The organism is Nocardia ninae NBRC 108245 (genome assembly GCF_007990755.1).
Taxonomy (GTDB): Bacteria; Actinomycetota; Actinomycetes; order Mycobacteriales; family Mycobacteriaceae; genus Nocardia; species Nocardia ninae.
The window spans coordinates 15,823-33,076 of the sequence record NZ_BJXA01000059.1; the positions used below are offsets into that span (position 1 = coordinate 15,823).

Below are 17,254 nucleotides of genomic sequence, written 5' to 3' on the forward strand. Positions count from 1 at the left end.
ATGTCTACAGCCGTGACGCCCCCGATCGATTCCGATCTGGAGAAGGCGCAGGAGTACGCCTCGAAGCTTCTGTTGCTCTCCGAGGGTTCGGTCAACAAGCATTTCGATCCCTTCGAGGACATCGACTGGGACAACCCCGACTTCGCCCCCGAAGCGGGACCGGAGCGGTGGATCCTGCCGGTCTCGGCCGACCCCCTCGGTCGCCACCCGTGGTACCTCGCGCAGTCCGAAGAGCGCAAGATCGCGATCGGCAAGTACCGCCAGGCCAACGTCGCCAAGGTCGGTCTGCAATTCGAGACGATCCTGATCAGCGGCATGGTGACGCACAACTTCGGCCTGCCCAACGGTTCCCCGGAATTCCGGTACTGCTCCCACGAGATGATCGAGGAGCACAACCACACCCTGATGTTCCAGGAGATGGTGAACCGGATCGGTGAGGACGTACCGGGCATGGGCCCGCTCGTCCGGAAGTTCAAGTACCTCGGCGCGCCCGTGGCCGCGCTGTTCCCGAATCTGTTCTTCATGGCGGTGCTGGCCGGCGAGGAGCCGATCGACCACATCCAGAAGGCGATTCTGCGCTCCGGCGAGGACGTGCACCCGATCATGCGCGGTGTGATGGCCATTCACGTCGCCGAGGAGGCGCGGCACATCTCGTTCGCCCACGAGTTCCTGAAAATCCATGTGCCGGAGGCGAAGCCGGGCAGCAAGTTCGTGCTGTCGATCGCCATGCCGATCGTCATGTACATCCTCGGCCGCTCGATCTTCACCCCGCCGCGGTCGTTCTGGCGCGAGTTCGACATCCCGGACTACGTCCGCAAGGAGCTGTTCTACGGCTCGAAGGAGTCCAAGCAGGAGTTCAGCGACTTCTTCGGTGACGTGCGCACGCTGGCCAAGGACATCGGCCTGATGAACCCGATCTCCAAGGCGGTCTGGAAGCTGCTCAAGATCGACGGCCACACCACTCGCTACCGTTCGGAGCCGTTGCGCGCGGTCAAGGCCGGCTGACGTGCCCTACATCGTCACCCAATCCTGTTGCAGCGACGCGTCTTGCGTGTACGCCTGCCCGGTCAACTGCATCCATCCCACGCCGGATGAGCCGGACTTCCTGACCGCGGACATGCTGTACGTGGACCCGCAGGCCTGCGTCGACTGCGGCGCCTGCGCCACCGCGTGCCCGGTCGACGCGATCGTGTCGTCGAAGAAGCTGACCGATGAGCAGAAGCCGTTCATCGAGATCAACGCGAACTTCTACCGGCAGAGCCGGCCGCGGCCGCTGCTCGCGAAGCCGGTGCCCGCGGCCGCGATCCACACCGAGCGCCAACCCCTGCGGGTGGCGATCGTCGGGTCGGGTCCGTCGGCGATGTACGCGGCCGACGAGCTGCTGACCCAGCCCGACGTGTCGGTGACCGTGTTCGACCGGCTGCCGGTGCCGTACGGGCTGGCCCGGCACGGTGTCGCGCCGGACCACGAGAAGACCCGCAAGGTCAGCGACCTGTTCGACATCATCTCGGCCCAGCCCGGATTCGGTTCGTACCTGAATGTCGAAGTGGGCGCGCATGTTTCGCACGAGGAGCTGCTCGATCACTTCCACGCGGTGATCTACGCCGTCGGTGCTTCGGCCGACCGCAAGCTCGACATCCCCGGCGAAGGGCTGGCAGGCAATATCTCCGCCACCGACTTCGTCGCCTGGTACAACGGGCACCCCGATCACGTCGACCGCATCTTCGACCTGACCCAGCAGCGCGCCGTGATCGTCGGCAACGGCAACGTCGCCCTCGATGTCGCGCGCATCCTCACCAGCGATCCGGAATCGTTGGCGGGCACCGACATCGCGCCGTACGCGCTGCGGGCGTTGCGGGAGAGCAAGATCGAAGAGGTGGTCATCCTCGGCCGCCGCGGTCCGCTCGAATCCGCCTTCACCGTGCCGGAATTCGTCGGTCTGCTCGGCGCCGACGTGGACATCGCCATCGAGGGTGACCTGCCCGAGCTGACCGAGGGTCTGCCCTACCAGGTCGAGCAGAAGCTGCGGTTGCTGCACAGCGTGCGCAACCGGCCGTTCGGCGAACGCAAGCGAATCGTCTTCCGCTACCTCGCCTCGCCCACCGAGATCCTCGGTACCGACCGGGTCGCGGGCATCGAAGTGAGCCGCAACGAGCTCGTCACCGACGCCGCCGGTCGCACCCGTGCGGTCGCGACCGGCGCCACCGAACGCCTCGACGCGGGTCTGGTGCTCACCTCGGTCGGCTACCGCGGCGTGCCGCTGCCCGGCCTACCGTTCGACGCCGCATCGAGCGTGATCCCGAACCTGGACGGCCGGGTCCTCGAAAGCCTCGGCGGCGCAGTGCTTCCCGGCGCCTATGTCACCGGCTGGATCAAGCGCGGCCCGACCGGCTTCATCGGCACCAACAAGTCCTGCGCCCAGCAGACGGTCCAGCAGCTCGCCGACGATTTCAACGCCGGGCGCCTGGCCGAACCCGCAGGCACCGCAACGGAATTCGATCGCCTGGTCCGGCAACGCCAACCTGCGGTCCGCACCGCAGGCGCCACCAAGCGCCGCACCCCGGTCCGCCGTCTCTTGACCCGCTCCTGACAGTCCCTCGCGGGGCCTGGTGGTCCCGCGAGCCTCACCATCGACGTCAACGCCGCCGTCGATGGTGCCCTGCCGTACCGGTCGCGCGATGAGGGCGTGACCGTGATCGGTGCGGGGTTAAGAGTCGATCGGCGCGCCGGGGATGAGCGCGCGTCGGATGTTTGTGCGCCGCGTGCGGCTGCCGGCCGACTAGGCCTCAGAGGTGAAATCATCTGCGGCGTAAGGGCGCTCGTACATGCTGCGCCGAATATGACCGCCCGCTGCCCGCGCCGTGCTGTGCCGCGTGGGCCGAGCGGCTGGCCTTGCGTCACACTTGCAACCGGTCGACTCGGCCACGCGGCGTGAATTGGTTTGCGGCCCAAAGGTGCTAGCCCTTCCAGGGCCGGTGCCAGCATCCATCATCCACTGCCTCGACCGTGTGGGCGCCCAGTAATGCGTGCGCCTCGGGCACCCCGGGCAAACATGCTGGCTTACCAACGGGTGGCGAAGCTGATTCTGCTGCTGGCTGTCGCCCTTGCTGCGCCGACGCGGCCGACTATTGCTTCCCGCCGGTCCGGGCTGTGCGATGTGGCCCCGACACGCGCGTTCTTGCTCGCGGCGTACGCAATTGCCCACTGTTTGTGCGCGGCGACCCCAGTTTCGGGGCCTTGTGGTGGTGCGGATGGGGCCGAACGATGGAGGGGTAGTAGGCGGCCGGGGGTCTGTGTCGGCTGCGTGTTGGAAAGTCACTCGGTGCAACATGAGGAGTCGGTACTTGATGGGAAGTCTGCGGAACTCTGTTCCGATCGCTGTCGCGGTCGCCGCCGGGTTGGTCCTGAGCGCGCCCCAGGCTTCGGCTGAGATCGGGGCTCGCGTGGTGATCGCGGGTGGCGGTCTCACGAACGGGTTCGGTACCGGCTGTGCCTACCAGGTGGTCGCTACCGGCAATTCGAGTGCGGGCATGGATTTCTATGACAACGGAGTCTGGTTCGCTTCCACGGAGGGGAGCCCGAACCCGAAGACGCACTCGGCCAACTGGACACCGCAGACCGTGGGTCCGCACACCATCCTGGTCACCCAGGACGGGGACTCCAAGACCATCGGCCTGCAGGTCGGCACCGGGATCAACGGTGGGAGTTCCTGCCTGGTGATCTAGCGGGACCACGTCGGGTCGGTCCCGCTTCCGCTCGGGCGGGTCGCGCGCGGCGACCCGTCCGAGCCCTTTTTACGCACCTACTGAGCGGTGAATCCGCCATCGATCGCGAGCGCGGCGCCGGTGATGAAGCTGGCTTCGTCACTGAGCAGGTACGCGCAGAACGCCGCGATCTCCTCGGGCCGACTGATCCGGCCCAGCGGGTGCAGCCCGGCGATCATCGCCTCGCCCTCGGGTGTCGCACCCATCGAATTACGGAATGCCGGGGTGTCGACCGCGCCGGACGCGATCGCGTTCACCCGGACACCCTGCGCGGCGGCCTCGAGTGCGACGGCTTTGGTCAGTCCGACGACGCCGTGCTTGGCCGCCACGTACGGCGCGACCGACCCCATGCCGACCACGCCGAGGTTCGACGCGTTGTTCAGGATCGCGCCGCCGCCGGAGGCGACCAGGGCGGGCACCTGGTGGCGGAGTCCGTAGAAGACGCTCGTCAGGTTGAGTTCCAGATCGGCCCGCCAGCCCGCCTCATCGATCTCGCCGATGGGTCCGAAGGCGTTGACTGCGCCCGCGTTGTTGAACGCGGCGTCGAGTCGCCCGTACTCGGTGATGGCCGCCTGGGTGAGCCGCGCCACGTCGTCCTCCACGGTGACGTCGGTCGGCACGAACACTGCCCGCCCGCCGGCCGCGCGGACCTCCGCGGCCAGCTGCTCGCCCGCGTCCTTGCCGCGAGCGCCGAGCACCACGGCGGCGCCTTCACTGGCCACCCGCAGGGCCACCGCCTTGCCGACGCCCGAGCTGGCGCCGGTGATCAGCACGACCTTCTCTGCGAACCGTGTAGCCATGGTCTCCATTTCCCTTCTCCTTCTTGCGATCTCACCGCGCTGGTGGGGTCGTGGAAGCAAGTCAAGCCGGAGCCGAGTGGTGACGCTGGCGGGAAACAGACGTTGAGTTGATACGTCATACTTCGTGTGGACGGCGTGCTGATGCGCGAAATACGTTAACCGGCAATGCTTTAGTTACCGACCGGTCAGTGTCATAATGTGACTTGTCATTCTTTGCTCGAGGTCGGCGGGAGATCGGATATCGGCGCATTGTCCGAATCGCTGTGAGGTAACGGGATTGCACCGCCCGGTATCTAATTGTCCCTTGTCGAGAGGGCTGGACGGTCTGATGCGTGAACATACTCGCAGGTGACGCGGATCATTGTCGTCGGGAGCTAAACGTTTCACGCCATTCTCGGCCCGTTCATGTCAATTCCACATCCTTCCAGCGAACCCAACAGCTAATCTGTGCTGGCTGTTTGGAAGACGACCGCGGCCACATGGTTCTCTGTGTGATGGACGTGGTCTCGGTACGTTGACGGGATAGCAAATGACCACAGGTCTGGGTTTCAGCATCGGCGCAGTGAACTCTGTGACGGCTTCGGTGACCGGTGTACGAACCCGGCCCGTCGTGCGCAGTCGACGCACCGCGGTGACCTTCGACAGCGCCGGTGGGTTGCGCATCGGCGGCATCCCGCAGTTCAGCATGGCGGTAACGGATTTCGCCGACCTGAGCCGCGATCCGGAACCGATGATCGTCGGCGGGCGCATCTGGTCGCCGGCCAACCTGGTGGCGGCGGTGGTGAACGGACTGCGCGCGGCCGAGCCCACTGCGGCCGAGTCGGGTGCCGTAGCCACCTATCCCGCAATGTATTCCGACAAGCAAGTGTCCTTGCTGCGGCAGGCCCTCGATCTGTCGGGTGCGAGTGACGTTGCGCTGGTGCCGGAACCGGTCGCCGCCGCCGAATGGCTGGAGCGGGAACACGGTCCGCTCGAGCCCGGTTTCGTGCTCGTCTACGACCTCGGCGGGACCAGCCTCGACGTCACCGTCGTGCGGGTCGGCCCTGACTGGGACAACCATCCGATGGTCGGAAAGCCGGTGCGCTGCTACGACTTCGGTGGTCGGCCGCTGGGCGCGATGATCGCGCGATACGCCCACGACACCGGTCCCGGTGCGACCACGCCCATGTCGCTGCTGTCGATGGTCGACATCGACGGCCTGCGCACCGCGCACGTGCACGACACCCTCGAGGTGGTGCGGGCTGCCGTCCGATCCGCCGACCTCACCCTCTCCGACATCAGCCGCATCCTGGTGATCGGCGGGGCATCTCGGCCCGCTGAGGTCGCCCGCACGCTTGCCGAACTCGGCCGCCCCCTGGTCGTTTCGGCCGACCCGGGTCACACCGTTGCCGCAGGCGCCGCCCTGATGGCCGCGCGCACCATGGCGCTTGCCGCGTCCGGTGGTAAGGAGCATGCGCCGCGCGTTGCCGTATTCTCGAGCGCTGCTGTCGTTTCCGCGGTTGCCATGTCGGCGGTGACCGTATTCGGCAGTCCCGCAGGCCCCGCCGCGTCACCGGTGCTCGAGCACTACCCTGGCCTCGACTCGCCGTCGACCGACACCTTGCTCTACGACGCCAGCGCGGACAAATCGGCCGGTCAGCATGAGGCATGGGTAGCCACACCAGCGGGATGGAAGACATCGCGAGCCATCGCGGCCGGTCTCGGTGCGCCGAGCCCCTCCGCTTACGGGCTGTTCATCACCCCGGTGGCGCGCACCAGCACACTCGGTCCGAGCATCGCGGAGTCCCGGAGCGACTCGCACGACGAACTCGCAAGCCACAGCGGCGCAACGCGACCCGGCGGTACCTACTCCGACCCGGCCCACTTCATCAACCCGCTGCCATTTGGTAAGCCTGTGCTGTTGCCGGGTCAGCCTTCGGTTCCGGGCGTCCCTGCCCATCCGGTGTCGCCCATCGCGGGAGCACCTGTAGCACCGCCCGCGTCGGGCTCGATACCCGCTGCGCCGCAAACCAATCCGGCACCATCGGTACCGGAACCGGTCGCCACTCCGGCCACTGGCGGCGCGGTGAACAGTCCGACATCCGGCGCTGGTACCGCCACCGGCACAACATCTTCCGAAACCACGAGCGGCACCACCTCGGGAAGTACCTCGTCCGGCGGAACCACCTCCGGTGGAACATCCGGCGAGTCCAGCACCGGCGGTACGTCTTCCGGGGGTACCTCGGGTGGCACCACGTCCGGGACCGGTGGATCGTCCGGAACCACGTCCGGCGGTACTTCGACGGGTGGCAGCACTTCCGACGGAACCACGTCGGGCGGAAGCACATCCGGCGGCACGTCGTCAGCCGGAACCTCCAGCGGCACATCGACCAGCGGCAGTACGTCGGATACTTCTTCGGGCAGCACCTCCGGCGGATCGACTTCCGGCGGTTCTACTTCCGGCGGCGACTCCGCGAGCAGCCACTAGCTACCAGCGGTCCGCAGCCGACTCGATAGTCTGGTCGGATGCGGGGGCTGACCCCCAGCCGAGTCATCTTCCTCAACGGGGCTGGACGTTGCTGATAGCCGTCGGTCTCTGTGCGTTTGATCGAGGGACGAGCGCAGCTACTGCGGGGCACAATGGGCTGGTGGCAAGCGCGGGACCCCAGCTGATCGCGCTGGATGTGGACGGCACGCTGCTCGACACCGGCAGCCCGGTGAGCGAGCGCGTCGCCGCCGCTGTGCGCGCGGCCGTCGCGGCGGGCGCGCACGTCGTCGTGACCACCGGGCGAACCGTCCTGGCGACCCGTTCGGTGCTGGCCGAGCTCGGCCTCGTCGAAGGGCACGCGCTGTGCTCCAACGGTGCGGTGCACGTCGACGTCGCCAAAGGTCAGCCGCTCACCGTGCAGGATTTCGACCCGGCGCCCGCGGTCGTCGCGTTGCGCGCCCTGATCCCGGAGATGATCTTCGCGGTGGAGAAGGTCGGCGTCGGCTACTGGGCCACCGGCGTCAGCCCTGGACAGTTCTCGCTCGGCGAGTACCTGCTCGTCGACCACTCTGCGCTGAGCAGCGAGCGCACGCCGCGGCTCAACGGTTGGTGGCCGCAGGGTTCACTGGCGGAGATGCTGCGCCTACTGGCGGAACTTCAGGTTCCCGGAGCGAGCTGGGTGCACGGCGAATTCGGCCCCTGGCTCACTGTCTCGCGCCAAGGCGTGTCCAAAGGCTGGGCCCTCGAACGTCTCCGCCTGGCTTTGCAGGTGCCGCGCACCGCCACCCTGGCGATCGGCGACGGCTACAACGATCGCGAAATGCTACGCTGGGCAGCGCATTCCGTCGCTATGGCGAATGCCCCCGCGGAGGTCCGGGATCTGGCGGATGAGGTCACCGGGGACGTGCTGGAAGACGGCGTCGCCACGGTACTCGAGCGGTGGTTCCGTCCCTGATCAGGACAATCAGGCGTCAGGGCGGCCGGCAGCATCTGCAGCCGGCACCAGCGCGCCGGCCGGTGCCGGCATCGGCTACGGTCGCAACCGCCGCCACAAACCGGTGACCCGGGTGGTCCATCCCGCCTGGCTGCGAGGCGCCGGAGAGTCGTTGTCCGACAACCCTTCCAGCGGTGGCATGATCGCGGTCTGCTCCAATTTGCTGACGGCCGGGATCATTTGGGTTCGGCCGAGCGTGTCCGCCGACGGTTGGCCCGCCTCGTTCCGGGTTCGATCTCGCGACGAAGATGCCTCCACAGCATCGTTCGCATCGTCTGCCGCTCCAGCGGGTATGGCCATAGGTGTCCTTCCAAGCCTGAAGCCGTTCGCATTGGCACGGCCCGATGTGGCCCAGATCATATGACGGCGCAGGTCGCATCGTTCGATCCGCCCCGCCTGCGGTCGATATTCAGTCCGCTCTGCGGGTTGCTGCCCATCCGTCCGGACCGAGTGATCGCCCGAGCTTCATCTGAACTGCGCGGGACATTGCATCTCCGATCACCCGTGGCGACGATCTCGTCGCGGGGCCTCTGACGACCGAGTGCCCCGCAGCGGACTGCGGGGCACTCGGTCGGATTGCTCGGCGGCGACGACGCCGCGGCGGGTGGCTATGCCGGTCCGGTCTTGGCCAGCACCTCGAGGTAGTGCGGGTTCGACATCAGGCCGAGGACGTTGCCGAAGGGGTCGACGACCGAGGCCGTCACGAAGCCGGTGTTACCGCGCGGGGTGATCGGGTCGTACTCCTTGGCGCCGAGTTCGAGCAGCCGGTCGAAGGTGGCCTGGAGGTCGTCGACGTGCCAGTTGACGATCGCGCCGCCGGGGGCGTTGTGGGCGCCCGCCGGAGCGTATGCGCGGTTGACGATGCCGAATTCGTGCAGGTAGTCGCCGATGCGGAACTCGTAGTAGCCGCCGGGAACGTGGAAGTACGGCTCGACGCCGAGGAACTCGCTGTACCAGTCCTTCGCGGCCTCCAGATCGTCGGCGTAGAACGTGCTCGTCGCCATTCCTCGCAGCATGTCAATCTCCTTCTTCGGTTTGTTCTTTGCTGTTGAAAACCATCATCCGCCTTAAAGTGCTCACTGAATGAGCACTTTTTCGGGCAGAATTGTGCGCATGCGAGCGGACAGATTGGTGGCGATCCTGCTGATGATGCAGACGCGCGGACGGGTGACCGCGGCCGAGGTCGCCGAGGAACTGGAAACCTCGGTCGCCACCGCGCGCCGCGACCTGGAGGCCTTGTCGATGGCGGGCGTTCCGGTCTACCCACAGCCGGGTCGCGGCGGCGGCTGGTCACTGGTGGGCGGCGCGCGCACCGACCTCACCGGTCTGACGGCGGGCGAGGCGCGAGCGTTGTTTCTGCTGGCGGGGCCGTCGGCGAACGCGGTGCCGGAGGTGAAATCGGCGCTGCGCAAACTGGTTCGCGCCTTACCGCAGCCGTTCCGCACCGACGCTGCTGCGGCCGCCGATGCCGTGGTGATCGATCCGGCCCGCTGGGGTCAGACCGACCGCGAGCTGCCGCCGGTGGTCGCGCTGCTCCAGCGAGCGGTGGTGCAGCGCAACAAGGTTCGCCTGCGCTACGCCAGTAAGAAGGGCGAGCACACCGAGCGGCTCGTCGACCCGTGGGGCCTGATCGACAAGGACGCCATCTGGTACCTCATCGCGGGCACCGACAACGGCCAGCGCACCTTCCGCATCGACCGCATCACCGAGGCCGTCGTGACCGACGAAACCGCCCACCGCCCAGCCGATTTCGACCTCTCTGCGACCTGGAACGAGGTGGTGGACGAGCTCGAGCAGCGCCGCGCCGCCACCGCCGCTACTGTCCTCATCGCCGAACGACTACTGCCGATTTTGCGCAATCAGCAGGGCAGGCACTGCGTGGTCGACGGCCCGATCGATGACGGCCGCATCCGAGTCCAGGTCACCGCCCCCACCGCCTGGATGCTCGCCCAGCAACTGGCCGGTTGGGGAGCCTCCATCGAAGTCCTCGATCCGCCGGAAGTTCGCACCGAACTTGCCCGGATCGGCACCGAACTCCTCGAGCGCTACCAGCCCTGAACATGGAAAACTTCCACCCGTTCCCGCTCCTACGGCTGTGGCGGTCGTCGAGTGGCACACCATGGATGATCAGCCCCGGACTTGGGTGGTTCGACGGGGTGCGGTACCCGAGTGCGCGGATGATTTCAGCGGCGAGGACGGCGTTCCTGTTCGTGGTGACGTGGATGAGGTTCCTCTAAGAGGCATAAATGCATACGATCGCTCGTTCATCAAAGTACGACCGTACGTTCTTGTATGCGACTTTTCGTGGAAGAATAGAGCCATGCCCGAGCCCACTATCCCTGCCGACCAGCAGCAAGGCACTGATCAGCGCTTGGCGAAGGGCGCGCGATCCCGGGCTTCGATCGCCAGACACGCCGCCGACGTGGCCTCCGTAGAGGGACTGACGGGCGTGAGCATCGGCAAGCTCGCCGCCGACCTGGGCCTCAGCAAAAGCGGCATCGCCACCTTGTTCGGCAGCAAGGAGAGTCTGCAGTTGGCCGCGGTCAAGACGGCCCGCGAGGTCTTCATCGAGCAGGTGATCACGCCGAGCCTGGCCGAATCCAGCGGCATGCCCCGGCTGCGCGCGCTCGTGAACCACTGGTTCGGCCAGGTCGCCGAACCCGCCTTCCCCGGCGGCTGCTTCCGCGTCGCCACCCTCGCCGAGTTCGACAGCCGCCCCGGCCCGGTCCGTGACGCCATCGCGGCGGACCACCGCGACTTCCTCGCATTCCTGTCCAAGGAGATCCGCCTCGCCCAGGAGCAAGGGCACCTCGGCGAGCGCAACGCCGACATCATCGCCTTCGAACTGGACGCCGTCATATCGGCCGCCCACACCGCTCGTCAGATGGACAACGAGTGGGGAGTCGCGACGGCCAGGGCCATCGTCGACAATCTGCTGAGCTGAGCGCTGTCAGGCCGACATGGTGAGAGTCGTGGCGATCGCCGCGTCGTAGCGGTCCCAGACGATGTCGCTCAGCGCTGCGTGCGGGCCGATGACGTTGGCGTGCAGCACATCAGGTGCGGCAGCGACGAGTCGATCGGTGAGTAGCCCGGGGGCCAGGAACCACGGGGCGACGAGAATATCCTCGGCGCCACGCGTGCGCAGGCGGGAAATCGCTTGGGGCAGTGTTGGTTCGGTGGTCGCGAAGCAGATCTCGGTGAGGTGCCCGGTGAGTGCGGCAAGGCGGCGGGCCACCTCGGCCGTGCGGGCATTGGCAGCGGAGGAGGAGGAACCCACGGCGGCAACGGCGATCCCCGAGCGGCGATTCGACCGAGCGCCCAGGGTCACGGAATTGGACGCCTCCGTCACGCGATCCCGCAGGGCCGCGATCAGCCGGGCGTCAGGCCCGAGGACCCGGGCCTGGGTCAGTTGCAGCTGAGGATGCCGAGCGTGCGAGGCCGCGAGTAGCCCCGGCAAATCCACCCGCGCATGAAAGGCGCTACCCAGCAACAGCGGCGTGACCACCGCATGGGTATGCCCCTCGGCCGCAACAGCATCCACGACCTGCTCCACCGACGGTGCATTGAGATCGAGAAACGCCAACCGCACATCGAATCCCGGCCGCGCGGCCGCCAGCTCGGCAACAACCGCCGACATCGTCGCGGCCGACCGCGGATCCCGGCTCCCATGTGCCACCGCGATCAGCGCGGGGCGGCCGAGTACAGACGCCGCCTCGCTCCCCGGTGAGGTGGTCGTGAAATTCGGCAACCCCAGCGAATGCGGAATCCCAGTCGACTGGAGACCAGGCGCGATACCGATGCCGCGCGTGGTCGAAGCGGCTCCGAGTGGCGCTGTCTGCGGCGCGCGGGCGGCTACCTTCAGCGCCGTCGCGGCGCTGGCGAGTGGCGAGAGTGCAGCCTCGGCCAGGGTGCCGGCACGGGAGGTCGTTGCCCCCCCGATCGGACGAGCCTCCACCGCGCTACCCACCACTGCGGGCGCGGCAACTGACCTTGTCGTCGCGATGCCGGACAGGTCGCTCGTCGCAGACGCGGGCGCGGACGCCCCGGCTGCGGCGACCGGCCGCACAGTTTCGATGCCGGACGGATCCGTCATCTCAGACTCCGGTACCGACCTCGACCGCCGACAGCACGTCGCCGACGAGGCCGGCGGCGAGGGTGTTGCCGCCGGACGGGTCGATCAGCAGGAAGCTGCCGGTGTGCCGGTTCACTCGGTAGTCGTCGACGGCGAGCGGTTCGGCGACGCGCAGGGCGACGCGGCCGATGTCGTTGAGAGCCAAGGATTCCGGGTTCGGGTCGGCGATCATGCGCTGCTCGTCGAAGCGTTCCAGCAGGGCGCCGACGATGGCCTGGGTGGTGCGGGTGCCGTGCTTGAGCAGCAGGCGGGCGCCGGGGCGCAGCGGCTTGTCGCCGAGCCAGCAGACGGTGGCGTCGAAGGTGTCGATCGGTTCGGGGGCGTCGGCGACCGAGGCGATGGTGTCGCCGCGGGAGATGTCGACGTCGTCGGCCAGGATCAGCGTGACACTGCGGCCGGTCTGCGCTACCGCGAGTTCACCGTCGGGGGTGTCGATCCGTTCGACGGTGGTGCGAATCCCGGACGGCAGCACGACCACCTCGTCGCCCGGTGCGACCGCACCGGCGGCGATCTGACCGGCGTAGCCGCGGTAATCGGGGTACTCGGCGGTGCGCGGCCGGATCACATACTGCACCGGAAAGCGAAGTCCCAGTGTGTGATTGCCGGTGCTGTCGGCATCGACCGGCACCGATTCGAGGTGCTCGATCAGCGAGGGCCCGGTGTAGTACGGGGTGCTGTTCGAGCGCGTGGCGATATTGTCGCCGTGCAGTGCGGAGACCGGGATCTCCAGCACGTCGTCGTCGGACCAGCCGAGAGTGCGGGTGAGCTGGTTGAATTCGGCCGAGATCTCGGCGAACACGGTCGCCGCGTCATCGACCAGGTCGATCTTGTTCACCGCGAGCACCAGCTTCGGCACGCCGAGCAGCGCGAGCACCGCAGCGTGCCTGCGGGTCTGCTCGATGACGCCCTTGCGCGCGTCGACGAGCAGGATCACCAGCTGCGCCGTCGACGCACCGGACACCGTATTCCGCGTGTACTGCACGTGCCCGGGAGTGTCCGCGAGCACGAAAGAGCGCTGCGGCGTAGCGAAGTAACGGTAGGCGACATCGATGGTGATGCCCTGCTCCCGCTCCGCGCGCAGCCCGTCCACGAGCAACGAAAGGTCCGGTGTGGCAAGACCTTTGTCGACCGAGGCGCGGGTCACGGCGTCGATCTGATCGGCGAGCACGGATTTCGTGTCGTACAGCAGACGCCCGACCAGAGTGGACTTACCGTCGTCGACAGAACCGGCGGTAGCCAGCCTCAATAGGTCGGACATGTCAGAAACTACCCTCTCGCTTACGTTCTTTCCGCGCGGCGGCCGCCGGGGCGTTGCCCATACCGCGCACCAGGTTCAGCGGCGTCGGCATCAGAAATAGCCTTCGCGCTTACGGTCTTCCATCGCGGCTTCCGACACTCGGTCGTCGCCGCGAGTAGCGCCACGTTCGGTCAACCGCGACGCGGCCACCTCGGCGAGGATCGCCGCGTTGTCGGCCGCATCGGAAAGCACCGCGCCGGTGGAAGATCCATCGCCTACGGTGCGGTATCGCACCGAAAGCGTTTCCAGCACTTCGTCTTCCCGCGGCCCGCCCCATACGCCGGGCGTCATCCACATACCGTCGCGCTGGTATACCGGACGCTGATGCGCGTAGTAGATGCTCGCCAGATCGATGTCCTCGCGAGCGATGTAGCGCCAGATGTCCAGCTCGGTCCAGTTGCTCAACGGGAACACCCGCACATGCTCGCCCGGCGCGTGCCGCCCGTTGTAGAGGTTCCACAGCTCGGGCCGCTGCCGCTTCGGGTCCCACTGCCCGAAGGCGTTGCGCAGCGAGAAGATTCGCTCCTTGGCCCGGGACCGCTCCTCGTCGCGGCGCCCGCCGCCGAACACCGCGTCGAAGCGGTGCTCGGTGATCGCGTCCAGCAGCGGGACGGTCTGCAACGGATTGCGAATGCCGTCCGGGCGTTCGGTGAGCCTGCCGTCGGCGAGGTAGTCCTCGACCTTGGCGACATGCAACCGCAGCCCGTACCGCTCGACGATCTTGTCCCGGAACTCCAGCACCTCGGGCAGATTGTGCCCGGTGTCGACGTGCAGCAGCGCGAACGGTAGCGGCGCGGGCCAGAAAGCCTTGAGCGCCAGGTGTAGCAGCACGGTGGAGTCCTTGCCGCCGGAGAACAGGATCACCGGCCGCTCGAATTCACCTGCCACCTCACGGAAGATGTGGATCGACTCCGACTCCAGCGCGGCCAGGGTATCGAAATCGCTGATGCCGAAGGCACGCTCGGTGGATTGGTCGCTCACACGTTCGCTCACGTTAATGGTCTCCGTCATGCTGTATCCAATCTGCCTGTCCGAGGGCCCTACGTGGTTACGCACGCTGCCTCCTCCAGGCCTGACTCGGTCAGGCGGTGTGCAACCCGCATTCGGTCTTGGCGAGGCCGGCCCAACGCCCGCTTCGTGGATCGGATCCCGGCTCCGGCTTCCGTGTGCACGGAGCGCAGCCGATGGACGGATACCCCTCCTCCACAAGGGGATTGACGAGGATGCCGTGCTGTTCGATGTAGTCCTGCATCTCGTCGTCGGACCAGGCGGCGATCGGATTGATCTTCACCAGTCCGAACGCCTCGTCGAACGAGATGAGCGGCGCGTTGGCGCGGGTGGGCGACTCGACCCGGCGGATACCGGTGACCCACGCGTTGTACCCGCTCAACGACTTCTTGAGCGGAACGACCTTGCGCAGCCTGCAGCACTCGCCGGGATCGCGCCCGAACAGATCCTTGCCGAGCAGCTGATCCTGTTCGGCGACAGTCTGTTCCGGCCGGACATTGACCACGTTCACCCCGTACACCGCTTCCACGGCGTCCCGGGTGCCGATGGTCTCGGCGAAGTGGTAGCCGGTGTCCAGGAACAGGACATCCACTCCGGGACGGACCTGCGCGGCCAGATGCACCAGCACGCCGTCCTGCATGTTCGAGGCGACGATGTAGCCACCGGGTGCTTGCGGGTCCGCCGCGGCAGTACCGAAGTTGTCCTCGGTCCACTGGAGCAGGTCGAGCGCCGAAGCGTTCGAGCCGAGATCGGCGGCGCCCTTTTCCGCGATGGCCCGGAGCTCTTCCTCGGTCAGCTTCGCCACCAGTTCGGTTGTCACAGTTGATCTCCCGTCACCTGAGCACGTGCTCTTGCGCAAGCGAGGCTCATTTCAAATCCGCCTCGTCGGCACGAACGACCCACTGCGCGAATCGTTCGCCATCCTCGCGGTGCTTGATGAAGTTGCGCACCACCCGCTCGATGTAGTCACCGAGCTCGTCGCTGGTCACCTTGTGCTGACGCAGCTTGCGCCCGAAGGCGCTGTCGAAGCCGAGGCTGCCACCCAGGTGAACCTGGAAGCCCTCCACCTGATTCCCGGTGCCGTCGTCGACCAGCTGACCCTTGAACCCGATGTCGGCGATCTGTGAACGCGCGCACGAGTTGGGGCAGCCGTTGATGTTGATGGTGACCGGAACGTCCAGCTGCGCATTGAGATCCGCGAGCCGCTCCTCGAGTTCGGGCACCAGCGCCTGGGACCGCTTGCGGGTTTCGGCGAACGACAGCTTGCAGAACTCGATTCCCGAGCAGGCCATCAGGTTTCGCCGCCACAGCGACGGACGCGCCTGCAGCCCAAGGGGTGCCAGCTCATCGATCAGCGCGTCGACCTTGTCGTCGGCGACGTCGAGCACGATCAGCTTCTGGTACGGGGTGAACCGGATCCGGTCCGACCCGATCCGCTCGACCGCGTCGGCGACCTTGGTCAGGATCGTGCCCGAGACCCGGCCCGCGATGGGGGAGAACCCGACCGCGTTGAGCCCGTTCTTCAGCTTTTGCACGCCGACGTGGTCGATCGGCTTGGTCGGCTGCTCCGGCGCCGGGCCGTCGATCAGCTTGCGCTTGAGGTACTTCTCTTCGAGCACCTCGCGGAACTTCTCGATGCCCCAGTCCTTGACCAGGAACTTCAGCCGCGCCTTGGTACGCAGGCGGCGGTAGCCGTAGTCGCGGTAGAGCGAGACCACGGCCTCCCACACATCGGGCACCTCGTCGAGCGGCACCCACGCGCCGACCCGTTGCGCGAGCATCGGATTCGTGGACAGGCCGCCGCCGACCCACAGGTCCAGGCCGGGCCCGTGCTCGGGATGGTTCACCCCGACGAACGCGACGTCGTTGATCTCGTGCACCACGTCCTGCTGGCCCGAGATCGCGGTCTTGAACTTGCGCGGCAGGTTGGAGTACTCCTTCTTGCCGATGTAGCGGCGCACGATTTCATCGATGGCCGGCGTCGGGTCGATGATCTCGGTGAGCGATTCTCCGGCCAGCGGCGAGCCGAGCACCACGCGCGGGCAGTCGCCACACGCCTCGGTGGTCTTGAGCCCGACCGCCTCGATCCGCTGCCAGATCTCGGGGACGTTCTCCACCTCGATCCAGTGGTACTGCACGTTCTCGCGGTCGGACAGGTCGGCGGTGTCGCGGCCGAACTCGGTGGAGATCTGGCCGAGCGTGCGCAGCTGCTCGACGTTCAACGCGCCCGCGTCGCAGCGGATGCGCATCATGAAGTACTTGGCCTCGAGCAGGTCGATGTTCTCGTCGCCGGTCCAGCTGCCGTCGTAGCCCTGCTCGCGCTGGGTGTAGAGACCCCACCAGCGGAAGCGGCCGCGCAGGTCGCCCTTGTCGATGCTGTCGAAGCCCTGCTTGGCGTAGATGTTCTCGATCCGGGCGCGGACGTTGAGCGGGTTGTCGTCCTTCTTGGACTGCTCGTTCGGGTTCAGCGGTTCCCGGTAGCCGAGCGCCCACTGGCCCTCCGCCTTGCGGCGCACCGGCTTACCCGTGCGGGCGCGCGGGCCTGCCGAAGCTTCCGGCCGCGGGCGGTCGGGGCGCACGCGGCGCTCGGTGGCGGGGCGTTCAGGGCGTGGGTGGTGACCTGGCCGGGATTCAGGGCCGGACTGATCGATCGGACCGGCGTCGGTGCTCGACGTCATGAGGGTCGCTCCTGCGGGGTGGGTTTACATCCGTGCTGGAGGCGCGAGGGGCTGACTCGCACCTGCGGTGTCAGCGGACCGATGAAGTCGAATATCGGGATCGCCGGGAGGACC

General features: G+C 67.1%; 14 protein-coding genes. 7 read left to right on the forward strand and 7 right to left on the reverse strand.

Going from position 1 to position 17,254, the window contains the following annotated elements:
• The 3 genes from NN4_RS31625 (at position 1) to NN4_RS31635 (ending at position 3,725) form a co-directional block, all read left to right on the forward strand.
• On the forward strand, positions 1–1,005 hold the full coding sequence (locus NN4_RS31625) for an AurF N-oxygenase family protein (RefSeq protein WP_147139103.1): 1,005 nt from the start codon (positions 1–3) through the stop codon (positions 1,003–1,005).
• 1 nt (position 1,006) lies between these two features.
• On the forward strand, positions 1,007–2,590 hold the full coding sequence (locus tag NN4_RS31630) for an FAD-dependent oxidoreductase (protein ID WP_147139105.1): 1,584 nt from the start codon (positions 1,007–1,009) through the stop codon (positions 2,588–2,590).
• A 757-nt stretch (positions 2,591–3,347) separates the two neighbouring features.
• Complete coding sequence (locus NN4_RS31635) at positions 3,348–3,725, forward strand: hypothetical protein (protein WP_147139107.1); 378 nt, start codon at positions 3,348–3,350, stop codon at positions 3,723–3,725.
• A 77-nt stretch (positions 3,726–3,802) separates the two neighbouring features.
• Here the strand turns inward: NN4_RS31635 and NN4_RS31640 are convergent, their stop codons facing one another.
• Positions 3,803–4,573, reverse strand: coding sequence for an SDR family NAD(P)-dependent oxidoreductase (locus tag NN4_RS31640; RefSeq protein WP_246181186.1), 771 nt, complete (start codon positions 4,571–4,573; stop codon positions 3,803–3,805).
• Between the two features lie 520 nt (positions 4,574–5,093).
• On the opposite strand from NN4_RS31640, the gene NN4_RS31645 reads away from it, so the two are divergent.
• Both NN4_RS31645 and NN4_RS31650 read left to right on the forward strand, forming a co-directional pair.
• On the forward strand, positions 5,094–7,031 hold the full coding sequence (locus NN4_RS31645; RefSeq protein ID WP_147139109.1) for an Hsp70 family protein: 1,938 nt from the start codon (positions 5,094–5,096) through the stop codon (positions 7,029–7,031).
• Positions 7,032–7,191: 160 nt separating this feature from the next.
• Complete coding sequence (locus NN4_RS31650) at positions 7,192–7,986, forward strand: HAD family hydrolase (RefSeq protein ID WP_246181187.1); 795 nt, start codon at positions 7,192–7,194, stop codon at positions 7,984–7,986.
• Between the two features lie 647 nt (positions 7,987–8,633).
• On the opposite strand, the gene NN4_RS31655 is transcribed toward NN4_RS31650, so the two are convergent.
• A complete protein-coding gene (locus tag NN4_RS31655; RefSeq protein ID WP_147139111.1) occupies positions 8,634–9,041 on the reverse strand; it encodes a VOC family protein in 408 nt (135 codons plus the stop codon).
• A 97-nt stretch (positions 9,042–9,138) separates the two neighbouring features.
• Between NN4_RS31655 and NN4_RS31660 the strand changes: the two genes are divergently transcribed.
• Together NN4_RS31660 and NN4_RS31665 are read left to right on the forward strand one after the other, a co-directional pair.
• Positions 9,139–10,083 carry a helix-turn-helix transcriptional regulator gene (locus tag NN4_RS31660; protein ID WP_147139113.1) on the forward strand — a complete coding sequence of 315 codons (945 nt, stop codon included), beginning with the start codon at positions 9,139–9,141 and terminating at the stop codon, positions 10,081–10,083.
• 262 nt (positions 10,084–10,345) lie between these two features.
• A complete protein-coding gene (locus tag NN4_RS31665) occupies positions 10,346–10,969 on the forward strand; it encodes a TetR/AcrR family transcriptional regulator (RefSeq protein ID WP_147139115.1) in 624 nt (207 codons plus the stop codon).
• 6 nt (positions 10,970–10,975) lie between these two features.
• On the opposite strand, the gene NN4_RS31670 is transcribed toward NN4_RS31665, so the two are convergent.
• The 5 genes from NN4_RS31670 to NN4_RS31690 form a co-directional block, all read right to left on the reverse strand.
• Positions 10,976–11,710, reverse strand: a complete 735-nt coding sequence (locus NN4_RS31670; RefSeq protein WP_281289435.1) for a sirohydrochlorin chelatase — start codon at positions 11,708–11,710, stop codon at positions 10,976–10,978.
• A gap of 409 nt (positions 11,711–12,119) precedes the next feature.
• Complete coding sequence (locus tag NN4_RS31675) at positions 12,120–13,415, reverse strand: sulfate adenylyltransferase subunit 1 (RefSeq protein WP_147139117.1); 1,296 nt, start codon at positions 13,413–13,415, stop codon at positions 12,120–12,122.
• Between the two features lie 90 nt (positions 13,416–13,505).
• A complete protein-coding gene (cysD, locus tag NN4_RS31680) occupies positions 13,506–14,465 on the reverse strand; it encodes a sulfate adenylyltransferase subunit CysD (RefSeq protein ID WP_228542176.1) in 960 nt (319 codons plus the stop codon).
• A 70-nt stretch (positions 14,466–14,535) separates the two neighbouring features.
• On the reverse strand, positions 14,536–15,282 hold the full coding sequence (locus NN4_RS31685; RefSeq protein WP_147139118.1) for a phosphoadenylyl-sulfate reductase: 747 nt from the start codon (positions 15,280–15,282) through the stop codon (positions 14,536–14,538).
• Between the two features lie 46 nt (positions 15,283–15,328).
• The gene (locus NN4_RS31690) at positions 15,329–17,140 is read right to left on the reverse strand and encodes a nitrite/sulfite reductase (RefSeq protein WP_246181188.1); all 1,812 of its coding nucleotides are present in this window, start codon (positions 17,138–17,140) and stop codon (positions 15,329–15,331) included.
• Positions 17,141–17,254: the final 114 nt, after the last annotated feature.